The sequence below is a fragment of the Actinopolyspora sabaoui genome, from assembly GCF_051225635.1.
Taxonomy (GTDB): Bacteria; Actinomycetota; Actinomycetes; order Mycobacteriales; family Pseudonocardiaceae; genus Actinopolyspora.
Window position 1 is genome coordinate 314946 of record NZ_JBMIHH010000006.1, and the last position, 25063, is coordinate 340008.

Here is a 25063-nt window from a genome sequence, read left to right on the forward strand (position 1 = left end):
TCCCACGAAATCGCCGGTTCGGTGGGGACAGCGGCACCCGCGCACCGTCAATTTCCCACGAAATCGCCGCGCCACTGCGGCAGGGAGCCGAACTCCTACCACCCTCGCAGGCCGAGCCCCCACCACTCCCGCAGGCCGAACTCCTACCACCCTCGCAATCGGCACCGCCGCGGGTTCTCCCGTGCGGCTCTCGCGAGGACGGTCCCGACGTTGTGTAGTAACTACCCGATGTCGGGGCACCCGCAGCGAGAGCCGTGCGAGAGGTTCCGCCAAGCGACCAGCTACGGCCCCCGAGCCGTGCCACAGTTCCGGAATCAGCCGGTGTTGGTGGAGTGTCCGGGAAATAGTCGCGCCGAGGGGTTGAGCTCCACCGCGATGTTGTTCACGGCGGTGGCGGCTTCGCCGAACCCGGTGGCGATGAGCTTGACCTTGCCCGAATAGGAAGCCACATCGCCCGCGGCGTAGATCCGATCCCGGTTCGTGCGCATCGTGGTGTCCACTTTGATGGAACGTTTGTCCAGCTCGAGTTCCCATTCGGCTATGGGACCGAGTTCGGCGGTGAATCCCAGCGCGGCAACCACGGTCTGGGCTCGCAGCACCTTGGTGTCCCCTTCGGACAGTTCGAGTTCGATCTCCTGAACCCGGTGCTCGTCACCGCGGATCTCGACTACCTCGGCACCGGTGATCAGCGGCACGTCGAGACGCTCCACTTCCCGGATGAGTCCGTCCTGGGCGCGGAACCTGGCGCGTCGGTGCACCAGGGTGACGCTGTTGGCTACGGGGTGGAGTGCCAGTACCCAGTCGAACGCGGAGTCACCGCCCCCCACCACGACCACGTCGCGGCCCTCGTGCGCGGCGATCTCGGGGATGAAGTGCACGACTCCCCGCTCCAGCCAACCGTTACCGGCGGGCAGTGGCCTGGGAGTGAACTCGCCGATTCCTGCCGTGATCAGCATCGCTCCGGCCCGCACGGCGCTGCCGTCCCCCAGGCCGACGAGCAGGCCCTCCGAGTCGGCCGTGAGGTCGGTGGCGTACCTGCCCAGCAGATAGGTGGGCTCGTAGCGATCGGCCTGTTCGACGAGTCCGCTGATCAGGTCTCTTCCCTTGATCTCGGGGAATCCCGCCACGTCGAAGATCCGTTTCTCCGGGTACATGGCCGTCACCTGCCCGCCGGGTTCGGGCAGCGAGTCCACCAGCGCGGCCGAGAGACCGCGAAAACCGGCGTAGTAGGCGGCGTAGAGTCCCGTCGGCCCCGCTCCGACGATCAGCACGTCGACCTCGGCGGAGACCTTTTCACCCGACAGCGTGGCGTGACCCATGTCCACCTCGCGCAGCGACGACAACACCCGGCTTCCAGCGTAGCCCGAGGACGGGCGCGATTGGGCGATCAGCACACGCGGATCACCGAGTGGCCGAACCCATACTGACCCGTGCGGTCGCCACGGTTCACACTTTTCGCATGAGTGAACAGCAATACCGCACCGAGCACGACACCATGGGTGAGGTACAGGTGCCCGCCGAGGCGCTGTACCGGGCGCAGACGCAGCGTGCCGTGGACAACTTCCCCGTGTCCGGCCAGGGGCTGGAACGGGCCCAGATCCGCGCGTTGGGGCTGCTCAAGGCCGCGACCGCGCGGGTCAACGGCAAACTGGGCGTGCTGGAGGCGGACATGGCCGAGGCGATCGCCGCCGCGGCCGACGAGGTGGCCGAGGGCCGCCACGACGACCACTTCCCCATCGACGTGTTCCAGACCGGGTCGGGCACCAGCTCGAACATGAACGCCAACGAGGTGATCGCCACCCTGGCCACCCGTTCGCTCGGAAGCGACGTCCACCCGAACGACCACGTCAACGCCTCGCAGTCCTCCAACGATACCTTCCCGACCACGATCCACGTCGCCGCCACCGAAGCGGTGCTGACCGACGCGATCCCGGCGCTGGAACAGCTCGCGGCGGTGATCGAAGGCCGTGCCGCGGAGTGGAGCGAGGTGGTCAAGTCGGGTCGTACCCACCTGATGGACGCGGTGCCGATCACGCTGGGCCAGGAGGCCGGCGCGTGGGCCGCGCAGGTGCGGTACGGGGTGGAACGGTTGCGTGCCGGGTTGGACAGGCTCGGTGAGCTGCCCATCGGCGGTACCGCCGTGGGCTCGGGCCTGAACGCTCCCGAGGGCTTCGGCGCCGCTGTCTCGTCCGAACTGGCCCGGGTGACCGGTCTTCCGCTGACCGAGGCACGCAACCACTTCGAGGCGCAGGCCACGCAGGACGGCGTGGTGGAGACGTCGGGCAACCTGCGTACCGTCGCGGTGAGCCTGAACAAGATCGCCAATGATCTGCGCTGGCTCGGTTCCGGCCCGCGCACCGGGCTGGCCGAACTCGCGCTGCCGGACCTGCAACCGGGCTCGTCGATCATGCCCGGCAAGGTCAACCCGGTGATCCCGGAGGCCACGATGCAGGTGGTGGCCCAGGTGGTCGGCAACGACGCCACGGTGTCCTTCGCGGGTTCGCAGGGCAACTTCCAGCTGAACGTGAACCTGCCGGTGATCGCGCGCAACGTGCTCGAGTCGACGAGGCTGCTCGCCGCGGTGTCCAGGTTGCTGGCGGACAAGGTCTTCGCCGGGGTGGCCGCGGACACCGAACGCACCCGTGAGTACGCCGAAGGGTCGCCCTCCATCGTGACCCCGCTCAACCGCTACATCGGGTACGAGGAGGCCGCGTCCGTGGCCAAGCAGGCGTTGAAGGAACGCAAGACCATCCGCGAGGTGGTGTTGGAGCGCGGCTACATCGAGGCGGGCAAGCTCACCCGGCAGCAGCTCGACGAGGCGCTGGACGTGCTGAGCATGGCACGGGCCGAGCGCTGAACGACCGCTTTCCTCCGGCCCGGCCGTGCCACGCCCCCGTGGGCCGCGTCGGGCCGGTTCCGCACGGTGGCGCGTGCCGGTTGCCCGCGTGCCACGGGTAGCGGCCCCAGCAGCGGATCCGCTCGCGACCGGCCCCGGGCCCACCCGGGGCTTCCGCTCGCCGTGGTTCTGGCTACGGGCCCCGGACTCGGGCAATTGTCTCGCGTACCGGGAGCGCGGCGCTCCCCAACAGTCGGAACACGCCGAAGCCGCACGGCACCGACTCGTGACGGTACTCACACGACCGTGGCACTATCGTGACGCGATTGCGGCACTCCGGTACGGCTTGCCGCTGGTCGGACGCTGCGGGGACAGGGATTATGCGGATTCCGGAAACGGAAGTCGGTCCTGCTGAGGACTTCACCGAGCACTTCGACAGCATCCGGTCACTGGCCCGCGACGGCGACAACGCGGGCGCGATCGAGGTGGCCGACGGGATAGCCGCTGCCGCGGCCGATCCGCTGGTGATCTGTCGGGCCCTGGTGCTCAAGCTCGGCAGGCTGTTCAACCTGGGCCGTGTCCAGGAGTGCCCCGCGGTGCTGGACCGGGCCTTCGACGTGCTGTCCGAGCGGCGGGCACCGGCGCTGCGGGGCCACCTGCACGCGTTGGCGGGGATCATCGCCGCATCCGACTCGTTGGAACGCTGTGTGCGGCACCTGGTGCAGGCGGAGCGCGAACTGGACACCGAGCGGGGACCGACGGAGGACACCGTCATCGCCCGCCACGATCTCGCGGTGACCTATTCCTACCTCGGGTTCCACGCCCAGGCCGCGCCGCTGGCCGAACGGTGCTACCGCGCCGGGCAGGCTCTCGGGTTGCCCAGCGGTGACCACGCGTTACCCGAGGTGGCGGTGCGCTGGGCGGTTTCGGTGGATCATCTCGGCGACACCGAAAGCTGCACGGACATGCTGCGCCGGGTGCTGCGGACCTGGGCCGATCGCACCGAGCCGCGCCGACTCTGGCCCGCGGAGCAGTACTACTACGGCTACGCGGCGGTGCGGCTGCGGGCACTCGGTGAGCCCACCGAGGTGGATCCCGCACTGTTCACCGCCGAGGAGCACGGCTGGGAAGTGGCCGACCTGCGGATGCTCGCCGCGGCCTGCGAGTCGATCGCCGAGGGCGACACCGCCGGGGCACTGCGCGGCCTCGACCGCCAGACCAGCCCCTACACGCTGGGAAGCGCCGAACCGCACCGGTTACGCGCCCTGGCACACGCCGCCGCCGGGAACCACCGCGCCGCGAGGGAGGCGGACCGGGAGGCCATCAGGACGGCCACCAGCGGCACCGGACAGCTGCGTGATCGACTGGTGGACGGGACCAGGGCGCGGCTCGACCACGAGGCGCTGCGTCGCACGGTGGAGCAGTACGCCTCGGAGGCGCTCACCGATCCGCTCACCGGGCTGCCCAACCGCAGACACTTCGACCGCTACGTCTCCCGGTTGGCAGAGGACGACAGCGAGGCCGCGGTGGGAGTCATCGACCTGGACGGTTTCAAGCAGGTCAACACGGTCTACGGCCACCTCTCGGGCGATCTGGTGCTGCAACGCGTGGCGGCCATCCTCGCCAGGACCCTCCGGCAGGGTGATTTCGTCGCGCGTTACGGCGGCGACGAGTTCGTCGCGGTGCTGCCGCGCACCGAGCTCTCGGACGCACACCGCATCGGGGCCCGAATAGCGAGCGCGGTGGCGGACGGGGACTGGGACGCGCTGGTGGCGGGCACTCCGATCTCGGTCACGATCGGATGGGCCGACCTGACGGCACCGTTCGGGATCTCCGGCACCCTCGAAACGGCGGACAGGGCGATGCTGAGCCGCAAGCACTCGAGCCGGAAGACCGTGACCGCCGAGAACCAGTAACGGGTGGGCGTCCGATGCCCGGCACCGCTAGTGAGAAGCTGGGGGTATGAGCAACCGCGGCAGCGAGCCGGAGTCCGAGCAGTCTCCCGACATGCCTCCGCCGGTGGAGCTTCCCGAGGAGTTGGTGGAAGGCGCGGACCGTTCGATCAACATCGGCGGCGAGCCCACCACGGGAGGCAGGACCTCCGCTTTCGCGGGGGCTGAGCCGGAGACCTACGTGGCGGTACTGGTGACGGAGTCGACCTCGGACTCAGCCGAGTTCCAACCGCTGTACGAGGAGTCGTTCGTGCTGTTGACGGCTCACTCGGAGGAGGAAGCCCACGAGAAGGCGCGCGAGTACGGCAAGCAGCAGGAGATCAGCTACCACAACGAGCACCAGCAACTGGTGACCTGGCGGCTCAAGCACGTCGTGGAGGTCAAGCGGGTCGAGGACGCGACCTTCGACGACGGCTCCGAGCTCTACAGCAGGTTCTTCCGGAACTACGCGCGGTACCGCTCGTTCGAACCCACCCTGGAGGGCGAGGAGCCCTGACCGCCCAACTCGGCCGCGGGGGTGGCCTCGGGTTGGTGCTTTCGTACGAACGTCGCGGGCTCACGGGAACTCGGACCGGTGGATCAGCACAACACCGCCGTCGCCCGGCCACGTACGGGTGAGCCGCTGCCACCCAAGGGGTACCCTGGCGGGTTGTGCGGTTCTTGAACGGACAACGGCCCACCACGGACCTGACCTACGACGACGTTTTCCTCGCCCCGGTGCGTTCGGGGGTGGAGTCGCGGTTCGACGTGGATCTGTCGACCGACGACGGCTCCGGCACGACGCTGCCGATCGTGGTCGCCAACATGACGGCCGTGGCGGGGCGACGAATGGCCGAGACGATCGCCCGGCGGGGTGGCCTCGTGGTGCTGCCGCAGGACGTGGCTCCGGAAGCCGTGGCCGAGATCGTCTCCTGGGTGAAGTCACGACACACCGTGTGGGACACCCCGTTGGTGTTGCACGAGGGCGACGCGGTCGCCGACGCGCTGAACCTGCTGCCGAAGCGGGCGCACGGCGCGGTGGTGGTCGTCGACGACCACGGCCGCCCGCTGGGGGTGGTCGACGAGCGCTGCTGCACCGGAGTGGACCGGTTCGCCCGGCTCGGTGAGGTCGCCGATCGCGATCCGGTGGTGCTGCCGCTGGAGACCAAACCGCGTGAGGTGTTCGAATCGCTGCACCAGCGGGGCAGCGAGGTTGCACTCGCCGTGAACGGCACGGGCGAGCTCGCCGGGATCATGACGCGACGGGGTGCGCTGCGTTCCGAGATCTACACTCCGGCGGTGGACGCCGAGGGCAGGCTGCGCGTGGCCGCCGCCGTGGGAGTCAGCGGCGACGTCGCGGGCAAGACCTCGGCACTGCTGGATGCCGGGGTGGACATGCTGGTCGCCGACACCGCGCACGGTCATCAGGAGAAGATGATCGCCGCGCTGCGTGCGATCCGCTCCGTCTCCGGCGAGGTGCCGGTGGTGGCGGGCAACGTGGTAACCGCCGAGGGGGTGCGCGACCTGGCCGAGGCCGGTGCCGACGTGATCAAGGTCGGTGTCGGGCCGGGCGCGATGTGCACCACCAGGATGATGACCGGTGTGGGCAGGCCGCAGTTCTCCGCCGTCGCCGAGTGCGCCGAAGCCGCGGCCGAGCTGGGCAAACGAATCTGGGCCGACGGCGGCGTCCGGCATCCCAGGGACGTGGCGCTCGCGCTGGCGGCGGGCGCGGCCTCGGTGATGGTGGGCTCCTGGTTCGCGGGCACTTACGAGTCGCCGGGGGACATGCAGCGCGACGAGCACGGCAACGCCTACAAGGAGTCCTTCGGGATGGCCTCCAAGCGCGCCGTCACCGCGCGCACCCGCTCGGACAGTGGCTTCGACCAGGCGCGCAAGGCGTTGTTCGAGGAGGGCATCTCCAGTTCGCGGATGCGACTGGACCCCAGAGCGCCGGGGGTGGAGGATCTGCTCGACGAGATCAGTTCAGGGCTGCGCTCCTCCTGCACCTACGCGGGCGCCCGCACGCTCGCGGAGTTCCACGACCGGGCCGTGGTGGGTATCCAGTCGGCTGCCGGTTTCGCCGAGGGCAGGCCGCTGCCCAGCGGTTGGTGACCTCTCCCGGGGCCGAGCGACACCGGCTCGGCCCCGTTCGGCTCCGGAACGAGCCCAGCCTCCCCGCGCCGGAGTGGCTCCGTTCCTCCGCTTTAAGGAGAGACGCGGCGGAGCTCTCGCCCACCGCTTCGACGCCCCGGGCCTCCAGCTCGAGCGCTGCCGAGCGCATGGTCACCGATCACGCCTCGACGAAACGTCACCGAGGCCCCGTGTGGGGCGGGGTGCAGCGCGAACGAGTACCGACGTCCGGCGCGCGAACACTCGGAATCGTTCGCACCGGGAAGACACGATTCTCGGCACCCCGGGATTCGTGCCACGAGAGCGAAAATCATGAAACGGCCATGCCGAAAACCCTGACCGTTGGTAATCCCGTGCACACTTCCGGTGTCCGCCCGCCCCGCCCGCGGAGCGAGCGGACCATCGCGTGAGTTCAGTCTACGTAACGGATTACTGATGCACACCGTGTCGCGATCGACTACACATGTCGAGTGAAGGTTGTCCCGTTCCACGGGCTCGGGGTCACTGAACGAGAGCGCCGGACAGCCGCGTGCGCCGAAAAGGATGGTTACCACCAGCAGGTAGGCGAACAGGCGATCGAGCAGTTACGAGAACGGTGTCCCGAACCCGCCCCACGGAAAGCTGTAGCGATGCAAGAAAGAGAGATCCGCGCCTTCGTGACCATCGCCGACGCCAGGCGTATGGACCGTGCGGCACAACAGCTCGGATACTCGCAACCGGCAATCAGTTACCAGATCAAGTGTTTGGAGAAGTCGCTGCGGACGAAGCTCTTCGAACGAACACCGGAAGGGGTGAGGCTCACCGAGTCCGGAGCGAGGAGCCTCCCGGCCGCGCGGGAGATGCTGATACTCATGGAGCGCATGAAGCGGATCTCCGGGGTCGGCGGAAATTCCGGGGCCAACGGGGTCACGTCCGAGCTCGACCAACCGCACACCAGCGACAACCAGCGGGGGAACCCGCTCCCCCACGGTTGGAGGAGTGCCGGCGCGAAGAGCGATCCCCCGAGTTCGAGGACCGCTCCGATGAGCACACCGGCTTCCTCGTAGCTCCCGGTTTCCCGCCGAATACGCTCGTCCCGACATTCTCCACCCCGGGGGCGGCGAAAATTTTCGATCGAGCCGAGGGCGCCACGCGGAGAATTTCTCCGAATTCACCCCACCGGAAGGGCCTCACAGGAAATCGCCGTAGATCCGCGCGAGTTCGTCCCTGGAATGCACTCCCAGTTTGCGGTAGGCGTTCTGTAGATGGGACTCGACCGTACGGGTGGATATCCCCAGGCAACCGGCTATATCAGCCGACGAGTTCCCCGCGAGCACCCGACGCGCGATCTGCTTCTCCCGTTTGGTCAGCGGCACTTCGGCCGATCGGGCGGCGGTGAGCAGACTTCTGGCGCCCAACGACTCGGCCAGACCGGCACCGGAGTGCTCCACGCCCGCGGCGGCGATCGTACGACCACGAGCGCGGAACTCACCTCCCGCCAGCAGCAGAGCCTCCGCGGCCAACAGCCGCATCCCCTTGGCGTCCAATTCCTCGGAGACCCGCACCAGCCCGTCCGGTTCCCCCGCCGCGATCGCCCGTACGTAACGGATCCAGCTCGCCACGACCACCCCCTGCAGCTCCCCCTCGATCTCGGCCAACGCACGAGACGCCTCCTTCCCCCAGCCGAGGCGTGCTATATCGAGCAACGTGCGTGCCGCGGCCAACAGCGCACCCGAATTCCTCGCCTCGGCAACGCAGTCCCACAGCTCTTGCCGCCTCCGGCCCAGGCCGGTACCACCACTCTCGATCCACGCCCTGGCACTGGCGAGCTCGGGCACGAAACACTCCCGCAGGGGCAACTCCTCGCCCTCGTCCAGCGCGCGTTCCGCCTGTTCCGACTCTCCGCACATGGCAGCGACCTGAGCCAGGTTTCCCAGACAGGAACCGTGCACGGCCGGTCCCAGACTCGTGGGGCGACGCCGCATGACGCCTGCTGCCTCCAGCAGACACGACATGGCCGTCCGCAGATTCCCCGTGAGCAGCTCCACGTCGCTCCACGCCGTGGCCCACATCGCCTGCTCCGGAAGCCTGCGATTGCGCAGCGTCTCGTAGTAGCCGGAACGAGCACGGCGACGGGCCTCGTGGAATTCCCCCGCGTAGGCGAGCGCGGTAATGGACACGATCCGGTCGAGATCGGACGGCGGACGCTGGTCCGGGCCGGAGGCACGTGGCAAGGAGCCAACGGCATCGACCGCCTCGTGCAACCGACCCGTCCAGGTCAGCGCGCTGACCCTGGAGGCGGCCAGCGCCGGGATCGAGCAATCGTCCACTTCCGCGAGTTCCGCGAGTATCGCGTGCATCCGTCCCGCGTTGGCCGCCATGCCCACCCGCAGCGCCACCGCGTACTGGTGCCGCGAGTCCTCGGGTGGTAGCTGTGCGGTGATCTCGTTCACCAGCTCCTCGGCTGCCTTCGCACGGCCGGCGACCATGAACAGGTTGGCGGCCAGCCCCAACGTGAGGTCGGCACGCACGTCCTTGTCCGAGGTACGACCTCTGGCCTCTCTGAAATAGCTCTCCGCCTCGTCCACGCGTCCCAACCACAGCCCGCACTCACCGGCGATGGCCAGTGCCTCGGAGGTCGCTTCGGGAGAGTCCGCTCCCGCGAAGCGGCTGAGCTCCCAGCCGATTCCGTAGTCCCCTCCGTCCATCGCGGCACGCGCGGCCCGCAGCACGAGCTCCGTATCGACCTGTTCACCGCAATCCTCGCTGGCACACAGCACGTGAACCAGTTCCGCGCTGGCGATGGGCGTGGCAGCGAGCATCGAACGGACGAGCGCGGAGTGCCGCCTGCGACGCTCCAGCCGGGGGGTTCGTTCGCGCAGCAGGCCTCCGTAGAGGGGAAGGGTCAGTCGGACCGAGTCACGCCCCTCCAACCGAACTACGCCCTCGGCTTCGGCCGCGGAGGGAACAGGATGTTCCAGCACCCTCTCCAACGCCGATATCGGCAACGTGTCCCCCGCCATCGCCAGCCATGTCGCCACTTCGAGGGCTTCCGGCGAAGCGTGGCGCAACCGGTCGCTCAACAGCTGCTGCAGCCGGTCCGACAACGGTGGGACTTCGAGCAACTCCCAGAGACCGTCCTGGTTGCGTGCGAGGGCTCCGGCTTCCAGCGCACCGCGCAGCAACTCCCGCATCCAGAGCAGGTTGCCCTCGGTGGCCTCCGCGATCGAGCGCACCAGGACGCCGTTCACCGGCCCTCCGAGGGCCTCGTGCAGGTAAGTGGAGATCTCGGTGATCCGCAACGGGCGCAGGGAAACCAACCTGCCGCCCAGGTCCTTCCACAGCGCGGTCACCGTGTCCGGCCCCTCCGCGTCGGTCTCCAGAGTCAGCACGACGAGCGCGTGGCCGCTTCCCGCGAGCGCGTGCAACAACGTCGCCGATTCGGGGTCGAGCAGCTGCGCGTCGTCGACGGCGACCACTTGGCGGGTTCGCGAGGAATGCTCCGCGTACAACGCGACCATGGTGCGAATCAGTTCGGTGGGGGCCGACCATCCCGAAACGTGTTGCGGCAGCATCCGTGCCACGGCACCGAACGGGATGTTCCGCGCGGCGGAGGTGGCCCGGGCGAGCTCCACCGACGCATCGAGTTCCCGCGACATTCGCAGCGTGGCGTCGAGCATCCGGGATCTGCCGGTGCCCCGAGAGCCGGTGATCGCGATTACCGAACACCGGGGGTCGGTCAATCCCTCGTACACCGCGGCGAGTTCGGCTTCCCTACCCACGAATGGTTCACGATCCTGCACGATCGTATTTCTAGTCCATTCGTGGTTACGGACCAACCGGCTCCGGGCGATGAACACGGGACGCCGGGACGATGTCCCCGCGTCATTCGCCTGCGGGATTCACGCTGTTCGACTCAGCCGTTGCTCGTTCGAGGAGCGAGATCCGCGCGCCGCGTCCGCGCGGGCAGCGGAGCTCCCCGAGTCGGCGAGGCGTCACAGCAACTCCAGCAGCGCGTGCAGCGCCGGGTTGTCGTTGCCCTCCCGCCAGGCCAGGTGCAGTTCCACCGGTTCCGGATCGGGCAACCGCACTTCCCGGAACACCACACCGTCCAGCCGGAGCCGGGTGGCGGTGGAGGGCACGAGGGTGATACCCAGCCCCACCTCCACCAGCGCCAGCAGGGTGTGCACCTGGCTGACGTACTGCACGTAGTTCGGCCGCACCTCGGCATCCCTGAAGACGCCAACCAGCAGCTCGTAAAAGTAGCGCGCCTCGGAGGGGGAGTAGGTGACCACATCGGCGCCGTCGAAGGCGCGCAACTCCAACGGTCCGGGTTCGGAGGCCAGCGGGTGTGCCACGGGCAGCGCCGCCAGCAGCGGCTCACGGCGCAGCAGCCGGGAGCGCAGGTCCTGCCTGCCCGGGGGTCGCACCAGTCCGAGGTCGAGCGCTCCGGAGGAGAGCCGTTCGAGCTGCTCCCTGGTGACCAGTTCGCGCAGTACGAGCTCGACGTGCGGCAGGTGCTGTCGAGCCGTGTCGAGCATCCCGCCGAGCACGCCGTAGGCCGAGGTCGCGGTGAAGCCCACCCGCACCGCGCCCTCCTGCCCGGCGGTCACCCGACGTGCCGAGAGCGCGGCGGTGTCGGCCTCGTAGAGCAGCCTGCGAGCGTCCGCCAGGAACGCACGCCCGGCCGGGGTGAGCCGCACCGTTCGGCTGTCCCGGTGGAACAGCGGGACCTGTAGTTCCTTCTCCAGTTGCTGGATCTGCCGACTCAACGGGGGCTGGGTCATGCGCAGTCGCTGCGCGGCCCTCCCGAAGTGGCCTTCCTCGGCGACCGCGACGAAACCGGACAGCTGGGTGAGGGTGAACATCGATACTTTCGGAGTATTGGTGAATGCTTAATCAGAGTTAGACGCGCATCGATGGTTAACTCTAGCGTCACCTCCAACCAACGTTCGTAACCGGAGGAAGACGAACCGATGCCCCATCTCTCACCGCCCGAGGTCGCCCGACGACTGGCTTCCGGGCTGCTCTCGTTCCCGGTGACCCATTTCCGGCAGGACCTGAGCTTCGACGAGTCCGCCTACCGCGAGAACATCCGCTGGCTGAGCGGGTACGGCGCCGCCGGGCTGTTCGCGGCGGGCGGGACCGGGGAGTTCTTCTCCCTCACCCCCACCGAGGTCGAGACGGTGGTCACCGCCGCGGTCGAGGAGGTACCGCGGGACCTGCCGGTGATCGCCCCCGCCGGACACGGCACGGCCACAGCGGTGGAGATGACCCGAGCCGCCGAGCGCTCGGGGGCGCACGGACTGCTGTTGCTGCCGCCCTACCTCACCGAGGCCGACCAGGAGGGGCTCGCGGCACACGTTCGCCACGTCTGCGCCGCCACCGACCTTGGCGTGATCATCTACAGCCGTGCCAACGCGATCTTCACCGACGACACGGTGGCGCGACTGGCCGAGGAGTGCCCGAACCTGATCGGCTTCAAGGACGGCGTCGGCAACATCGAGCGGATGACGCGCATCTACTCCCGCGTGGGAGACCGCCTCACCTACATCGGAGGGCTGCCCACCGCCGAGACGTTCGCACTGCCCTACCTGGAGATGGGCGTGAGCACGTACTCCTCGGCGATGTTCAACTTCGTTCCCGAATTCGCCCTGCGGTTCTACGAAGCGGTGCAGCGCCGGGACCGGAACACGGTCTACCGCTACCTGAACGAGTTCGTACTGCCCTACTGCGATATCAGGGACCGCCGGGCCGGTTACGCGGTCAGCATCGTCAAGGCGGGTATGCGGGTGATCGGTCGTCCGGCGGGACCGGCACGGACACCGCTGGTGGATCTGGACGAAACCGAACAGGCGATGCTCGACAACCTCGTGCAACGAATCTCGAAGGAGTGAGAACGATGACGCGACCCACCGGACACATGCTCGTCGCCGGAACGGAGGTCTCCGGCAAGGGCACCGGGATCCGTGCCGTGGATCCGGCCACCGGGGAAGCGCTGGAGCCGGAGTTCGGTCACGGCACCCCCGCCGACGTCGACCGCGCCTGCGCCGCCGCGGAAGAAGCGTTCCCCACCTACCGGGCCGCCCCGCGAAACGACCGCGCGGCGCTGCTGGACCGGATCGCCGACAACATCGACGCGCTCGGCGAGCCCCTGGTCGAACGCGCGCACTCCGAGAGCGGACTGCCGAAGGCACGGCTGACCGGCGAGGTCGGCCGCACCACCGGGCAGCTGCGGATGTTCGCCTCGCTGGTCCGGCAGGGCGACCTCGAGGCGCCGCGCGTCGACCCGTCCCCCGCCGCCGACGGCTCCCGTTCCCGGCCCGACATCAGGCAGCGCCGGATTCCGCTGGGACCGGTGGCGGTGTTCGGCGCGAGCAACTTCCCGCTGGCGTTCTCCGTGGCGGGCGGTGACACCGCCTCCGCGCTGGCCGCGGGTTGCCCGGTGGTGGTCAAGGCGCACGACGCCCACCCCGGCACCTGCGAGCTGGTCGCGCGAGCCGTGAGCCGGGCGGTCACCGAGCTCGACATGCCCGCCGGGACCTTCTCGATGCTGTTCGGTTCCGGGCCGGAGCTGGGCACGGCACTGGTCACGGACCCGCGGATCCAGGCGGTCGGCTTCACCGGTTCCCGTTCGGGCGGACTGGCGCTGCTGGCGGCGGCGCAGTCCCGGCCGCGCCCGATCCCGGTGTTCGCGGAGATGAGCAGCACCAACCCGGTGTTCCTGCTGCCGAACGCCCTCACCGAGCGGGGCGGAGAAATCGCCACCGGTTTCGTCGGCTCGCTGACCTCGGGAGCCGGTCAGTTCTGCACCAACCCCGGGCTGGTCGTCGCGATCGACGGTCCGGAACTGCGGGAGTTCCTGAGCACCGCCGCCGATTCGGTGACGGCGAGCGAACCGAGCACGATGCTCACCCCCGACATCGCCCACGCCTACGCGGCACGGCTGGGTGAACTCGCGGCACACCCCTCGGTGGAGGAACTGGCGCGGGGAGCGGAGACGGACCGGCCGAACACCTGCCGCCCCGCCCTGCTCGCCACCGAGGCGGGCGAGTTCCTCGCCGACGAGTCGCTGCACCAGGAGGTGTTCGGCGCGTGCTCGCTGGTGGTCCGGTGCCGCGACGCCGAGCAGCTCCGCGAGATCGCGCGGAACCTGGAAGGCCAGCTGACCGCCACGGTGCACGCCGCGACCGCCGACCACCCCGAGGCCGCCGCGCTGCTGCCGCTGCTGGAGCGGTGCGCGGGACGCGTCCTGTTCGACGGCTGGCCGACCGGGGTGCAGGTGGGTCACGCGATGGTTCACGGTGGACCGTTCCCCGCCACCTCGGACTCCCGCGGCACGTCGGTGGGAACCCTGGCCGTGGAGCGGTTCCTGCGGCCGGTCGCCTACCAGGACGTTCCCGAGGCGCTGCTGCCCGACTCCGTCGCGCCGGGCAACCCCGAACAGCTGTGGCGTCGGGTCGACGGCGAACCGGGACGGCACTGAAGCGGGCGGAGGCGAACATGACACTCGCACGGCAGTGCCCCACGGTCACCGGAATGCGCGTGATCCCGGTGGCCGGGCACGACAGCATGCTGCTCAACCTCAGCGGTGCCCACGCACCGTTCTTCACCCGCAACCTGGTGGTACTCACCGATTCGGAGGGACGCACCGGGGTCGGTGAGGTCCCCGGCGGGGAGTCGATCCGCGCCACCCTCGAACAGGCCACGAAGCTCGTCGTCGGCAGTTCCGTGGCGCGGGTGCGCACGGTGCTCAACACGGTGCACTCCCACTTCGCCGCTCGCGACGCGGGCGGCCGGGGTGAGCAGACCTTCGATCTGCGAGTGACGGTGCACGTGGTCACGGCGATCGAGTCGGCGATGCTGGACCTGCTGGGCAAACACCTGGACGTTCCGGTGGCCGAACTGCTCGGTGACGGGCAGCGTCGCTCGGACGTGCCGGTGCTGGGCTATCTGTTCTTCGTCGGGGACCGCGAGCGGACCGACCTGGCCTACCGTGGTCCCGCCGACGAACCCGGCGAACCCGGCGAGTGGAAACGGCTGCGCCACGAGGAGGCGCTGACCCCGGAGCGGGTGGTGCGGCTGGCCGAGGCCGCCCGGGACCGCTACGGATTCCGCGACTTCAAGCTCAAGGGTGGAGTGCGGCCCGCCCGCGAGGAGCTCGAAGTGGTGCGGGCACTGGCCGAGCGGTTCCCCGACGCCCGAATCACGCTCGACCCCAACGGGGCGTGGCGGCTGGACCAGGCGCTCGAACTCGCCGGGGAACTGCGGGAGGTGCTGGCCTACGCCGAGGATCCCTGCGGCGGCGAGAACGGCTTCTCCGGACGGGAGACGATGGCCGAGTTCCGACGGGCGAGCGGTCTGCCCACCGCCACCAACATGATCGCCACCGACTGGCGGGAACTCGGTCACGCGATACGCGCGGACGCGGTGGACATACCGCTGGCCGATCCGCACTTCTGGACCATGAGCGGATCCGTCCGGGTGGCACAGCTGTGCCACGAGTGGGGATTGACCTGGGGTTCGCACTCCAACAATCATTTCGACGTGTCGCTGGCGATGTTCACTCACGTCGCGGGCGCCGCGCCAGGGGAGATCACCGCGATCGACACGCACTGGATCTGGCAGGACGGGCAACGGTTGACCCACGCCCCGCTGCGCATCGAGCGGGGAACGCTGCGGGTGCCCGAGAGGCCCGGTCTGGGCGTCGAACTCGACGAGAAGCGGGTCGAGGCGGCGCACGAGCTCTACCAGCGGGAAGGGCTTGGTTCCCGCGACGATGCGACCGCGATGCGCTACCTGGTTCCCGGTTGGACGTTCGACCCGAAACGCCCGGCGCTCGATCGGGAGTGACCGAACCGTTCCGGGGACCTCACGGCGGCGGGAACTCCGCCGACTCCCGCCCCGGAAGCCCGCCCCAGCGCGGGCACTCCACGCCGTGTCCCGGTGCTCCGCGAGCGGTGAGCACGGGCGCCGGGACGCGACTTCGATCGGCCGGCCGGTCGAAAAGCACTTCCCACCGGGTCGTTCAACACCGGGCAGGAGGCGCTGATGCCTACCGGAGCGACGGCTCGCTCAATAGGGGTAGCTTTCCAACCCCGGGTTGGCCGCGGCTGCCACACCCCTGATCTCACCCACGGCGGTGGAGATCCGCGAAAGTATCGCAAATCTTCAGGACCGAGCAGTGACGATTCCACGAATTACCGAGGTTTTTGCTGATGGAACAAGAAGAAGGCAACAAGGCAGCCGTGGACACCCCGGATAGATCATTCATGGGCCGAATCCGGAATTTCGGCCCGGGAATCGTGGCCGTCCTGAGCATGATGGGAGCCGGTGACCTCGTCACCGCCTCCGTGTCGGGCTCGAGCTACGGGTACAACCTCATGTGGCTGCTCGCCCTTTCCCTGATCGTTCGGTTCGTCATCGTGAACCTCATGGGCAGGTATCAGATTCTGAATCTGAAGGGGCAGACGATAGTCGAGGGCTACAACGATGTTTCCAAGTACTATCCGTGGTTCATCGGCATCGCCATCCTCGTCAGTGGTCACTTTTTCAATGCCTACATGATCACCGGAGCGGGCGAGGCCCTCGCCTGGATATTCAATATCGGCCATCCATTCCTGTGGTCGTGCGCCGTGGTCCTGCTCAGCCTGTTCGTCATCGGGCGCGATGTCTACAACACCATCGAGAAGCTACTCAAACTCCTCTTGGTGTTGATGACTACCGCCTTCCTGGGGCTGGCGATCTACTCGGTTCCCGATGTGGGTGGGATCGTCAAGGGCACGGTAGGATTCGGCATCCCGAGCGATACCGGCGCGTTCGGGGTCTTCGCCGTCGCCCTCTCACTGATCGGAGCGGTGGCGGGATCGATGGCCAACTTCCTGTACCCCTACTTCGTGAAGGAGAAGGGCTGGAAGGGCGTGGGCCACAAGAAGATCCAGCGCAACGACATCCTGTTCGGCATCTGCGCCGCCATCGTGATCAATCTGACGGTCTGGGTCGTCGGCGCCGAGATCCTCAGCCCGAACAACATCGAGGTCAACAGCCTGGAGGACATCTCCAAGGCACTGTCGCTGCACCTGGGCACGTTCGGCGCCGTCGTCTTCTACCTCGGGGCGTTCGGAATCCTCTACAGCAGCGTGATCGGGTACGCGAACGGTTTCCCCAAAATCATCATCGACTGTTTGCACATGATCAGGCCGGAGCGCCGGGAGAGGTTCGGACGGAAATTCGACGACGACCCGTGGTTCAAGTGGTTCAGCCTGTTCATCCTGATATCGCCCATCATCTGGTCCATCCCCGGGATGCCCGGCTTCGTCGAGATGGCGATCTTTGTCACCGGAATGCAGGCCGTCGTCGTACCGATCACCGCGATCGGACTCATGATTCTCGTGAACAAATCGAGCCATCTGGGCGAGCACAAGGCCAGCATCGCGGAGAACACCGTTCTGATTCTGACCACCGCCCTGGCGATCTGGGTGAGCATCAAAGCGGTCATGGGCTGGTTCTAGCACGGCCGGACTTCGGTGATCGTGGCTGGCTCCGCGCTGAACCCGGTTTTTCCACCGGGAATCCGTTCCACGGGGAATGAAGTTCCGACGAAGCGGTGCCCGGTGGGTTCGCCGGGCACCACTTCACGAGCATCGCCGCTTCGGCGCTCAACCGTCCAGGTTCAGCAGTGCCGTGTAGACCTCGCGACGCATACTCGCCCCTTTGAGCCGCGAGGTCCGCTCCGCCCCGAGCACACCGGCGGAAGGCGAGTAGGAGACCCCGCCCGCCGGGCCCAGCGGCAGCGATATACCCGGCGGAGCGGGCTCGTAACGAGTGAGTTCGCCCTCGCGGTTCGCGAGTGCCCGGATGTTGGCGGCCACCACCCCGGCGTGCAGTTCGGCTGCTTTGGCCGTCTTGGCCTCCGGGATCGAAGTGAGGTCGCCTATGGCGAACACGTGGTCCTGACCGGGCAACCGGAGTTCGGCGGTGACCTCGAGCGCGCCGTCCTCCCGGCGGGCCGTCACGAGTTCCTCGTCCAGATATCCGGTGGTGGGCACCACTCCATAACAGCGGAACCAGAGATCCGCCTCGACCCGATCGCCTGAACGGGTGGTCACCGAGAACATCCCCGCTTCACCGGGTTCGGAGGGCGGTTGCTCCGCCAAGGAGCTGCCGAGCAGGAGCTCCACGCCGAGGTCGTCGAGCTGGCGCCGCAGTTCGGTGCGCAGTTCCGTCGGGAACGGTACCGCCGAGAGCGGTTCGGGCGCGGGATCGACGATGGTGACGGACTTGTCCGGCCAAGCGTGCTTGATCTCCCCCGCCAGCTCCAGACCGGCCGGTCCTGCACCCAGCAACAAGATGCTTCGCGAATCCGTCAACGCGTCGTGCGTGGCACGCAGCTTCTTCGCGGCGAGGGCACTGTCGGTGACGTCCACCTTGGCCGGGAACGGATAGGCCGATCCGGTGGCCAGCACCACGTGGTCAGCCTCGATCCGCTCGCCGGACCCGAGGGCGACGGCCGAGTGGCTCACGAGCACAGCGCGGTCGCGGATCACCCTGCCGTTGCCGAGCAGGTTGTCGTAGGGCAGGAAGAGCGCGTCCAGCCAGGACGGATCGACGAGTGCCCGGAGAGCCGCCACGTTGTGCACGAAGGTGTCGCGGGGTTCGACCAGCACGACCTCGGCGAACTCGTCGATGGCCCTGGCCGCCGTGATACCGCCGTACCCACCACCGACAACGACGACGCTTGCTGTCATGTTTCCTCCGATGTCCACGAGCCGTCACCCGTCACTCGCTCGGTGACGGCTCGCCTCGCAAATTCGTGTCATTATGTAACAGTTACAGTATGACACGAATCTGGCGAGTGGATAGGCTGAACCTCATGAGCGAGCACGAGACACGTCCCCCGAGCCTGCTTTCGCTGCCCTCCTACCTGGCGGGGCACGTCGCGCGCATCGGCCATCGGGCACTGGACGAGGCGCTCGCCGAACGAGGGCTGCGGTTACCGCACTTCGCGGTGCTCACCGCGCTCTCGGACTTCGGTCCGCTGACGCAGCACGTGCTCGCCGATCGGCTCCGGTTCAACCGCAGTCACCTGGTCGGCTACCTGGACAAGCTGGAGCAGCGGGAACTGGTGCGCCGGGAACGCCACCCCGAGGACCGGCGTCGGCATCGGATCACGCTGACCTCGGCCGGGGTGGAACTCGCAGGGGAAATGGCAGAAGTCGCCCGCTCCGCGCAGCGAGAACTGCTCAGTCCTCTCACGAGCGAGGAACGCGACACGCTGGTCGAGCTGCTGGGGCGCGTGCTGGACACCGACGACTCGGGGCGGAACGTCGCTGCGGACCGAGCTACCGACTGAGTCCGGCACTCTTCGGAGAGGCGTGCTCCACCCGGCGGGCGGAATTCGCGCGTCCGGGGCGGGAACCGCTCGTGTGGGCACCGCTGTCCACCAGCACCCACACGGCAGCGACGGCGGACGCCGGGATCACATGACCGTCAACGGCTCGCCCTCGACGTCGAACTCGGCAAGAGCACGACCTCCCAACGACACCAGCTGCTCCAGCGCCCGCCGGTCCAGGCTCAGCACGAAGGTCTCCGACGAGCCGAACGCGAGACTGGCCTGCTCGTTGAGCCGGTCCACCTCACACCGAACCGACACTCCCCTGCGCATCTCCACGTAGGACTCCACCGATACCCCCGTCTGCCGGTAAAGACTCATGATCCAAGCTCCTGCGTGTTGGCTACTGTTGACGTGACAGCCGACATCATTGGTCCGATATCGGATTTATTTAGAATATGGTCCGATATCGGACCTGGAAATGCACTGATCGAGTGAGAAGCCGTCGAGCAAAGCACACGGGAGGGCTGAAGTGGGGCGCGTACGTCAGACACTCGAACGTCGACAATTGGGCCTGACACTGCGACGGCTTCGTGAGGAAAGTCTGCGAACACGCCAGGAAGCCGCTGCCGAACTGGGAAAGGCCCGTTCACGGATCGCGGAGCTAGAGGAAGGCAAAAGCACTGTCGCAGCCACCGACCTCGAGAAGCTGCTCGATCTGTACGAGACCAGCGGGGAAGAACGTGACGCCGCTCTCGCACTGGCTTCGGAAGCAAGGAAGCGACAGCCGCGACGCCCCTATACTGACGTGTTTCCCCGCGCTTATCAGCGATTCGCCGACCTGGAAGCCAACGCAACCGAGATCATCAGCTACGAACCCAGCATCGTTCCAGGGCTGCTCCAGTCACCCGGCTATATCAGAGCCACGATGGAGGAAGCGGCAGGGACATGGTGGAACAGCGAGGGCGACGAGCTCGACCAGCGACTGCACTTCCGGCTGGAACGCCAGAGCAGGACACTGCACTCCGAACCGGGCAAAACGCTGTACTTCTTTCTCACCGAGGACTCGCTTCGTCTCACACCGGGAGACGAACGAACAGCGCGGGAGCAGGCACGCCACATCCTCCGACTGGTCGATGAACAACGCGATGCCACCGTGCGACTGTTGCGACGCGATGCCCCGAATCCCGCGAGGGGTGGTGGGTTCACGGTTTTCGGTTTCGGCGAAAGCGGAGTACCGGTCGGTTTCTCGTCCGTGGTTTACGGACCGTCCACCTACTTCGACGACCAAGCCGACATCGATGTCCTACGCGCGGTATCGGGACAGCTCGGGCAACTCGCACTCCCGCACGAGTCCACGCTGGAATTCGTCGAAGGCCTCACCGAGGAGAATTGAGGACATGGCACAGACGATCGACGAGCAACACGAATGGATGAAGAGCTCTTACAGCGCGGCAGCCAGCGACAACTGCGTGGAGGTGCGGATAACCGACGCCGCCGTGGGGGTCCGCGACTCCAAGAACCCCGACGGGCCGGTCCACACCTTCACCCACCGCGCATGGCGCGCCTTCCTCGCCGCCGCAATCACCACCACCAACGAGCGTTGAACGCCGACGAAAACAGCACCATCGGTTCGGGCATCGGAATCCCGCGCGGGAGCCGATGCCCTCCCCCACCAATCGCGCACCGGCGGCGAACCGGGCGTTCACACCACCTTCAACGGCTCGCCCTCGACGTCGAACTCGGCAAGAGCACGACCTCCCAACGACACCAGCTGCTCCAGCGCCCGCCGGTCCAGGCTCAGCACGAAGGTCTCCGACGAGCCGAACGCGAGACTGGCCTGCTCGTTGAGCCGGTCCACCTCACACCGAACCGACACTCCCCTGCGCATCTCCACGTAGGACTCCACCGATACCCCCGTCTGCCGGTAAAGACTCATGATCCAAGCTCCTCGCTGGTCGATAGGGTGGTTGATCGAGCTGACAGTAAGGTGGCCACCGCCACCAAGATAAGACTGACTGTCAGTCTTTAACAGCCATCTGATCGGGTGAGTTCGAGGGGAAGCGCATGGGCCGAGCCCGCCAAACGTTCGAACGAAGGCAACTGGGGCTCACCTTGCGTCGACTCCGGGAGCAAGCAGGCAAGTCACAACACGCCGCGGCACAGGCGATCGGCAAAGCGCGCTCACGTGTGGTCCAGGTAGAGGACGGCGAAGGAACCCTGCCTCCGGAGAGCCTCGACAGATTGCTCGACCTCTACTCGGTGGAGCCGCAGGAGCGGAAAACCGTACGAGCACTGGCCACCTCGGCAAGAAAGCGCCAGAAACGCAGGGCGTACGTGGACTCGTTGCCCGACGCCTACCAGCGGTTCGCCGACCTGGAGAGCCACGCGAGCGATATCAGGGCATTCGAGCCGAGCATCGTTCCCGGGCTGCTGCAGTCACCTTCCTACCTCCGTTCTGTCATAAGCTCCTGGGGAGGAATCTTCACCAACTCCGCACCGGCCGAGATCGAGCAGCGTATCGACTATCGGATGGACCGCCAGTCGAGGACGTTGCACAGCGATCATCTGAGTGGGATCGACATCGTACTGGCGGAGCACGCGATCCTGGACATGAAGAGCGACGACTCCCTGTTTCAGGATCAGCTCGAACACGTGCTGTCCCTACTGGATCACCGCGAAAGCCTGACAGTTCGAGTGTTGCCGGTGGGAGCGGTGTCGAATCCGGCTTGTGGAGGCGGATTCACGATATTCGGTTTCGGCGACCGGGGTTCACCGATAGCTTTCTCCTCGGTTGTGCACGGACCCTCGGTCTACCTCGACGATGCGGAGGACGTGGGTGTGCTCACCAGAATTTTCGACCGGGTGTGCGAGCTGACGCTCACTCCCGGGGAATCGCGGGCGTTCCTGGAACGAGCCCTCAAGGAGGTCTGATGCGCGACACCGGCTGGATCAAGAGCAGTCGCAGTTCGGGTGGAAGCGACAACTGCGTGGAGGTGCGGATAACGGACACCGCCGTGGGGGTCCGCGACTCCAAGAACCCCGAGGGGCCGGTCCACACCTTCACCCACCGCGCGTGGCGCGCCTTCCTCACCGCCACCGGCGCGGGAAGGACCGACGGTCTCTGACGGAGACGGTCGATATCCCCCGAACCGGGAGAGGACCTCATCCGATCAGTCGAGAACGTGTGATCCCCGGCGGGCCGGTGCGATCACCACACAGCGGTCGTAGTACAACCGGTGACGGATGGTGATCACCTCCAGTTCCCTCCGACCCCGCGCTCCCCTGAGCACGGGGCACACGACGACCCCCAGGAGGCTGGCATTGCGTTCTCGACGAGTCCGAGCGGCCACGGCCGGGATCGGTGCTGCGGCGCTCGCCGCGGCGGTTTCCGGGACGGTGCTGCCCACGGCGAGCGCGGCGGCACCGGCCCGGCAGCAACCGCCGGGCTGTGAGACGGACTGTGAAAAGGTCTTCGACCTGTCACTGCCCTACGACGTGCGCTTCACGGGGTGGCGGGACGACTCGGCTCCCGGGGGTCGCAGCGTGCTCGCCTACTACATCGGGGACGAGCTGCACGACAGCCGGGAGCTGCCCGACAGGGGCGTGCAGGACGCCGAGTGCGGCTGGGACGGCGACGCGCAGCGGTGCGCGGTGACCTACTACACCGGTGCGCACAGCACCGGTGCGTTGTCGGCACTGCTCACGGCCGATCGCGGCATCGAGGAGACCGACAGCGTGCGGGGCGGGGCCCCGGGGGCGACGCTGCGTCAGTTGGACGGCAACGGTCGTCCGGACGTGGCGCTGCGGCAGAGCACCTACGACCCGAACTACGCGGACGCACCGAAGTACTGGGAGACCTACCTCGAGTTCGAGGGGAAGTTCGTGCGGACCGGCTGCGGCGCTCCGGAGCAGCAGCCCTCGCCCGCGCCGACCGAACCACTGTACGGCAGCTGCGCCTACTACTGAGCCGCGCTTCCCCACCGCTACGGCCGTCGAATCGTCAACCGGCCCCGGGCACCATCGGTGCTCGGATTTTGCCGGCTCCGGTGGTGGCCGGGCGTCAATTTCCCGCGAAATCGCCGCCCGGCCACACGGTATCCGAGAGCTCGGTCCCGAACCGGAGCGTCAGCTCATGAACTCACCCTCCAGCATCTCGGTGACCAGGGCGGCCACCGGAGACCGCTCGGAACGGGTCAGTGTGACGTGCGCGAACAGCGGGTGACCTTTGAGCTTCTCGATCACGGCCGCCACACCGTCGTGTCTGCCGACCCGCAAGTTGTCGCGCTGCGCCACGTCGTGAGTGAGCACCACCCGCGAATTGGCACCCAGCCGCGAGAGCACCGTCAGCAGCACGTTGCGCTCCAACGACTGCGCCTCGTCGACGATCACGAAGGAGTCGTGCAGCGAACGTCCCCTGATGTGGGTCAGCGGCAGCACCTCGAGCATCTCCCGGTCGATGACCTCGTCGATGACGTTCTGCCCCGCGAGCGCGCCCAGCGTGTCGTAGACCGCCTGCCCCCAGGGCTGCATCTTGTCGTCCTCGCTGCCGGGCAGGTAACCGAGCTGCTGCCCGCCCACCGCGTAGAGCGGCCGGAAGACCATCACCTTGCGGTGCCTGTTCTGTTCCATCACCGACTCCAGCCCGGCGCACAGCGCCAGCGCCGACTTGCCGGTTCCGGCCCGACCGCCGAGCGAGACGATGCCGACCTCGGAGTCCAGTAACAGGTCCAGGGCTATCCGCTGTTCGGCGGAGCGACCGTGCAGTCCGAACGCCTCGCGCTCACCGCGCACCAGCCGCACAGTCTTGTCCGGGGTCACCCGACCCAGCGCGTTCTTCGTTCCCGCGAGCAGCCGCAACCCGGTGTTGACCGGGAGTTCGGCGGCTTCCGCCAACTCCACCGAACCGGACTTGAACAACGTGTCCACCTCGTTGGGCGGCACGTCCAGATCGGCCATGCCGGACCAACCGGTCGAGATCACGTCCTGCGCCCGGTACTCGTCCGCGTCGAGCGCCACCGCGGCGGCCTTGACCCGCAGCGGCATGTCCTTGCTGATCAGGGTCACCAGGTGCCCTTCACCGGCCAGGTTCAGCGCGCACGCCAGGATGCGGGCGTCGTTGGAGTCGGTGCGAAACCCCGGAGGCAGCACTTCGGGATCGGAGTGGTTCAACTCGACGTGCAGTCGACCACCCGACTCACCAACCGGAACCGGCTCGTCCAGCTTGCCGTGTCGCAGTCGCAGATCGTCGAGGCCACGCAGCGCCTCCCGTGCGAACCAGCCCAGCTCGGGATGGTGGCGCTTGCCTTCCAACTCACTGATCACGACCAGTGGCAGGACGACGCTGTGCTCGGCGAACCTGGTGAAAGCCCAGGGGTCCGACAACAGCACAGAAGTGTCCAGGACGTAGCTACGTACTCCCCTTCCTTCGGACGCGTCCGAAGGACGCGGTGCAGGAGCTGAGGAATTCACGCTTTCGGAACCGGACAGGGGCTCCGCTTGCTGGGAACGTCGTGTCATCACGGCTACTCCCTAACGGGCACGATCGGTTGTGCCCGTTCGTCGGCGGGCCGGGCCGCCCCGCACCCCCGTCGGAGTCGGGCCGTGGGCAGCCACCCGGTGGAGCCCGATCCGACCTTCGACACGGGTGAAGGGCCTCCCCGGACGGGCCGCAACTGCACGACCCGTCCCTGCGGACGCTACCCGTGTGATCGGACGTTGGCAGGCGGCCACACAGGTGATTAAACGAATCGTCACCCGAAAGCCACAGTGTGCACACCCGTACGGCCCCTACAGTGAACCCATCACCCGACCGGGGGTGGGCTGTTTCGTCCCCGCACGACGCTCGGAACAGAT

22 protein-coding genes are annotated in these 25063 nt (G+C 67.6%); 15 read left to right on the forward strand and 7 right to left on the reverse strand.

What is annotated here, in order from left to right:
- Window positions 1-314: 314 nt before the first annotated feature.
- Window positions 315-1319: an NAD(P)/FAD-dependent oxidoreductase gene (locus ACOQFL_RS13865; RefSeq protein WP_435544695.1), complete on the reverse strand. Its 1005-nt coding sequence runs from the start codon at window positions 1317-1319 to the stop codon at window positions 315-317.
- 140 nt (window positions 1320-1459) lie between these two features.
- Between ACOQFL_RS13865 and ACOQFL_RS13870 the strand changes: the two genes are divergently transcribed.
- From ACOQFL_RS13870 to ACOQFL_RS13890, 5 genes are all read left to right on the forward strand, one after another.
- Entirely contained in the window at window positions 1460-2857 is a 1398-nt protein-coding gene (locus tag ACOQFL_RS13870; protein WP_435544552.1) for a class II fumarate hydratase, read from the forward strand.
- A gap of 359 nt (window positions 2858-3216) precedes the next feature.
- Entirely contained in the window at window positions 3217-4752 is a 1536-nt protein-coding gene (locus ACOQFL_RS13875; RefSeq protein WP_435544553.1) for a diguanylate cyclase domain-containing protein, read from the forward strand.
- A gap of 46 nt (window positions 4753-4798) precedes the next feature.
- Window positions 4799-5284: a DUF4288 domain-containing protein gene (locus ACOQFL_RS13880; protein ID WP_435544554.1), complete on the forward strand. Its 486-nt coding sequence runs from the start codon at window positions 4799-4801 to the stop codon at window positions 5282-5284.
- Window positions 5285-5439: 155 nt separating this feature from the next.
- On the forward strand, window positions 5440-6879 hold the full coding sequence (locus ACOQFL_RS13885) for a GuaB1 family IMP dehydrogenase-related protein (protein WP_435544555.1): 1440 nt from the start codon (window positions 5440-5442) through the stop codon (window positions 6877-6879).
- A gap of 647 nt (window positions 6880-7526) precedes the next feature.
- Window positions 7527-7943, forward strand: coding sequence for a LysR family transcriptional regulator (locus ACOQFL_RS13890; protein WP_435544556.1), 417 nt, complete (start codon window positions 7527-7529; stop codon window positions 7941-7943).
- A 123-nt stretch (window positions 7944-8066) separates the two neighbouring features.
- Here ACOQFL_RS13890 and ACOQFL_RS13895 read toward each other — a convergent pair whose 3' ends face one another.
- A complete protein-coding gene (locus ACOQFL_RS13895; RefSeq protein WP_435544557.1) occupies window positions 8067-10679 on the reverse strand; it encodes a helix-turn-helix transcriptional regulator in 2613 nt (870 codons plus the stop codon).
- A 192-nt stretch (window positions 10680-10871) separates the two neighbouring features.
- On the reverse strand, window positions 10872-11744 hold the full coding sequence (locus tag ACOQFL_RS13900; protein ID WP_435544558.1) for a LysR substrate-binding domain-containing protein: 873 nt from the start codon (window positions 11742-11744) through the stop codon (window positions 10872-10874).
- A gap of 108 nt (window positions 11745-11852) precedes the next feature.
- Between ACOQFL_RS13900 and kdgD the strand changes: the two genes are divergently transcribed.
- The 4 genes from kdgD to ACOQFL_RS13920 all read left to right on the forward strand — a co-directional run bounded on the left by kdgD (window position 11853) and on the right by ACOQFL_RS13920 (window position 17387).
- Window positions 11853-12773 carry a 5-dehydro-4-deoxyglucarate dehydratase gene (kdgD, locus tag ACOQFL_RS13905; protein ID WP_435544559.1) on the forward strand — a complete coding sequence of 307 codons (921 nt, stop codon included), beginning with the start codon at window positions 11853-11855 and terminating at the stop codon, window positions 12771-12773.
- Window positions 12774-12778: 5 nt separating this feature from the next.
- On the forward strand, window positions 12779-14362 hold the full coding sequence (locus ACOQFL_RS13910) for an aldehyde dehydrogenase (NADP(+)) (protein ID WP_435544560.1): 1584 nt from the start codon (window positions 12779-12781) through the stop codon (window positions 14360-14362).
- 17 nt (window positions 14363-14379) lie between these two features.
- A complete protein-coding gene (locus tag ACOQFL_RS13915; protein WP_435544561.1) occupies window positions 14380-15729 on the forward strand; it encodes an enolase C-terminal domain-like protein in 1350 nt (449 codons plus the stop codon).
- 365 nt (window positions 15730-16094) lie between these two features.
- A complete protein-coding gene (locus ACOQFL_RS13920) occupies window positions 16095-17387 on the forward strand; it encodes an Nramp family divalent metal transporter (RefSeq protein WP_435544562.1) in 1293 nt (430 codons plus the stop codon).
- A gap of 147 nt (window positions 17388-17534) precedes the next feature.
- Here the strand turns inward: ACOQFL_RS13920 and ACOQFL_RS13925 are convergent, their stop codons facing one another.
- On the reverse strand, window positions 17535-18623 hold the full coding sequence (locus tag ACOQFL_RS13925; protein ID WP_435544563.1) for an FAD-dependent oxidoreductase: 1089 nt from the start codon (window positions 18621-18623) through the stop codon (window positions 17535-17537).
- A 125-nt stretch (window positions 18624-18748) separates the two neighbouring features.
- On the opposite strand from ACOQFL_RS13925, the gene ACOQFL_RS13930 reads away from it, so the two are divergent.
- Window positions 18749-19228 carry a MarR family winged helix-turn-helix transcriptional regulator gene (locus ACOQFL_RS13930; RefSeq protein ID WP_435544564.1) on the forward strand — a complete coding sequence of 160 codons (480 nt, stop codon included), beginning with the start codon at window positions 18749-18751 and terminating at the stop codon, window positions 19226-19228.
- A 126-nt stretch (window positions 19229-19354) separates the two neighbouring features.
- Here ACOQFL_RS13930 and ACOQFL_RS13935 read toward each other — a convergent pair whose 3' ends face one another.
- Window positions 19355-19588: a hypothetical protein gene (locus tag ACOQFL_RS13935; RefSeq protein ID WP_435544565.1), complete on the reverse strand. Its 234-nt coding sequence runs from the start codon at window positions 19586-19588 to the stop codon at window positions 19355-19357.
- Window positions 19589-19775: 187 nt separating this feature from the next.
- Between ACOQFL_RS13935 and ACOQFL_RS13940 the strand changes: the two genes are divergently transcribed.
- A complete protein-coding gene (locus ACOQFL_RS13940) occupies window positions 19776-20603 on the forward strand; it encodes a helix-turn-helix domain-containing protein (RefSeq protein WP_435544566.1) in 828 nt (275 codons plus the stop codon).
- Between the two features lie 4 nt (window positions 20604-20607).
- The gene (locus ACOQFL_RS13945; protein WP_435544567.1) at window positions 20608-20814 is read left to right on the forward strand and encodes a DUF397 domain-containing protein; all 207 of its coding nucleotides are present in this window, start codon (window positions 20608-20610) and stop codon (window positions 20812-20814) included.
- 98 nt (window positions 20815-20912) lie between these two features.
- Here the strand turns inward: ACOQFL_RS13945 and ACOQFL_RS13950 are convergent, their stop codons facing one another.
- Window positions 20913-21146, reverse strand: a complete 234-nt coding sequence (locus ACOQFL_RS13950; protein WP_435544568.1) for a hypothetical protein — start codon at window positions 21144-21146, stop codon at window positions 20913-20915.
- A gap of 128 nt (window positions 21147-21274) precedes the next feature.
- Between ACOQFL_RS13950 and ACOQFL_RS13955 the strand changes: the two genes are divergently transcribed.
- The 3 genes from ACOQFL_RS13955 (at window position 21275) to ACOQFL_RS13965 (ending at window position 23176) form a co-directional block, all read left to right on the forward strand.
- Entirely contained in the window at window positions 21275-22141 is an 867-nt protein-coding gene (locus tag ACOQFL_RS13955; protein WP_435544569.1) for a helix-turn-helix domain-containing protein, read from the forward strand.
- Window positions 22141-22335, forward strand: a complete 195-nt coding sequence (locus ACOQFL_RS13960) for a DUF397 domain-containing protein (protein WP_435544570.1) — start codon at window positions 22141-22143, stop codon at window positions 22333-22335. The genes ACOQFL_RS13955 and ACOQFL_RS13960 overlap by 1 nt, the downstream gene beginning before the upstream one ends.
- Before the next feature lie 196 nt (window positions 22336-22531).
- Window positions 22532-23176, forward strand: a complete 645-nt coding sequence (locus ACOQFL_RS13965; RefSeq protein WP_435544571.1) for a hypothetical protein — start codon at window positions 22532-22534, stop codon at window positions 23174-23176.
- Between the two features lie 159 nt (window positions 23177-23335).
- Here the strand turns inward: ACOQFL_RS13965 and phoH2 are convergent, their stop codons facing one another.
- On the reverse strand, window positions 23336-24727 hold the full coding sequence (gene phoH2, locus ACOQFL_RS13970; RefSeq protein WP_435544572.1) for an RNA 5'-3' helicase PhoH2: 1392 nt from the start codon (window positions 24725-24727) through the stop codon (window positions 23336-23338).
- Window positions 24728-25063 lie beyond the last annotated feature (336 nt).

Coding starts and splice junctions, on each gene's coding strand:
- phoH2 (WP_435544572.1), bottom strand. CDS start 24,727: ATGACACGACGTTCCCAGCAAGCGGAGCCCCTGTCCGGTTCCGAAAGC.
- ACOQFL_RS13910 (WP_435544560.1), top strand. CDS start 12,779: ATGACGCGACCCACCGGACACATGCTCGTCGCCGGAACGGAGGTCTCC.
- ACOQFL_RS13920 (WP_435544562.1), top strand. CDS start 16,095: ATGGAACAAGAAGAAGGCAACAAGGCAGCCGTGGACACCCCGGATAGA.
- ACOQFL_RS13945 (WP_435544567.1), top strand. CDS start 20,608: ATGGCACAGACGATCGACGAGCAACACGAATGGATGAAGAGCTCTTAC.
- ACOQFL_RS13955 (WP_435544569.1), top strand. CDS start 21,275: ATGGGCCGAGCCCGCCAAACGTTCGAACGAAGGCAACTGGGGCTCACC.
- kdgD (WP_435544559.1), top strand. CDS start 11,853: ATGCCCCATCTCTCACCGCCCGAGGTCGCCCGACGACTGGCTTCCGGG.
- ACOQFL_RS13900 (WP_435544558.1), bottom strand. CDS start 11,744: ATGTTCACCCTCACCCAGCTGTCCGGTTTCGTCGCGGTCGCCGAGGAA.
- ACOQFL_RS13960 (WP_435544570.1), top strand. CDS start 22,141: ATGCGCGACACCGGCTGGATCAAGAGCAGTCGCAGTTCGGGTGGAAGC.
- ACOQFL_RS13930 (WP_435544564.1), top strand. CDS start 18,749: ATGAGCGAGCACGAGACACGTCCCCCGAGCCTGCTTTCGCTGCCCTCC.
- ACOQFL_RS13915 (WP_435544561.1), top strand. CDS start 14,380: ATGACACTCGCACGGCAGTGCCCCACGGTCACCGGAATGCGCGTGATC.
- ACOQFL_RS13880 (WP_435544554.1), top strand. CDS start 4,799: ATGAGCAACCGCGGCAGCGAGCCGGAGTCCGAGCAGTCTCCCGACATG.
- ACOQFL_RS13890 (WP_435544556.1), top strand. CDS start 7,527: ATGCAAGAAAGAGAGATCCGCGCCTTCGTGACCATCGCCGACGCCAGG.
- ACOQFL_RS13870 (WP_435544552.1), top strand. CDS start 1,460: ATGAGTGAACAGCAATACCGCACCGAGCACGACACCATGGGTGAGGTA.
- ACOQFL_RS13935 (WP_435544565.1), bottom strand. CDS start 19,588: ATGAGTCTTTACCGGCAGACGGGGGTATCGGTGGAGTCCTACGTGGAG.
- ACOQFL_RS13950 (WP_435544568.1), bottom strand. CDS start 21,146: ATGAGTCTTTACCGGCAGACGGGGGTATCGGTGGAGTCCTACGTGGAG.
- ACOQFL_RS13865 (WP_435544695.1), bottom strand. CDS start 1,319: ATGGGTCACGCCACGCTGTCGGGTGAAAAGGTCTCCGCCGAGGTCGAC.
- ACOQFL_RS13925 (WP_435544563.1), bottom strand. CDS start 18,623: ATGACAGCAAGCGTCGTCGTTGTCGGTGGTGGGTACGGCGGTATCACG.
- ACOQFL_RS13875 (WP_435544553.1), top strand. CDS start 3,217: ATGCGGATTCCGGAAACGGAAGTCGGTCCTGCTGAGGACTTCACCGAG.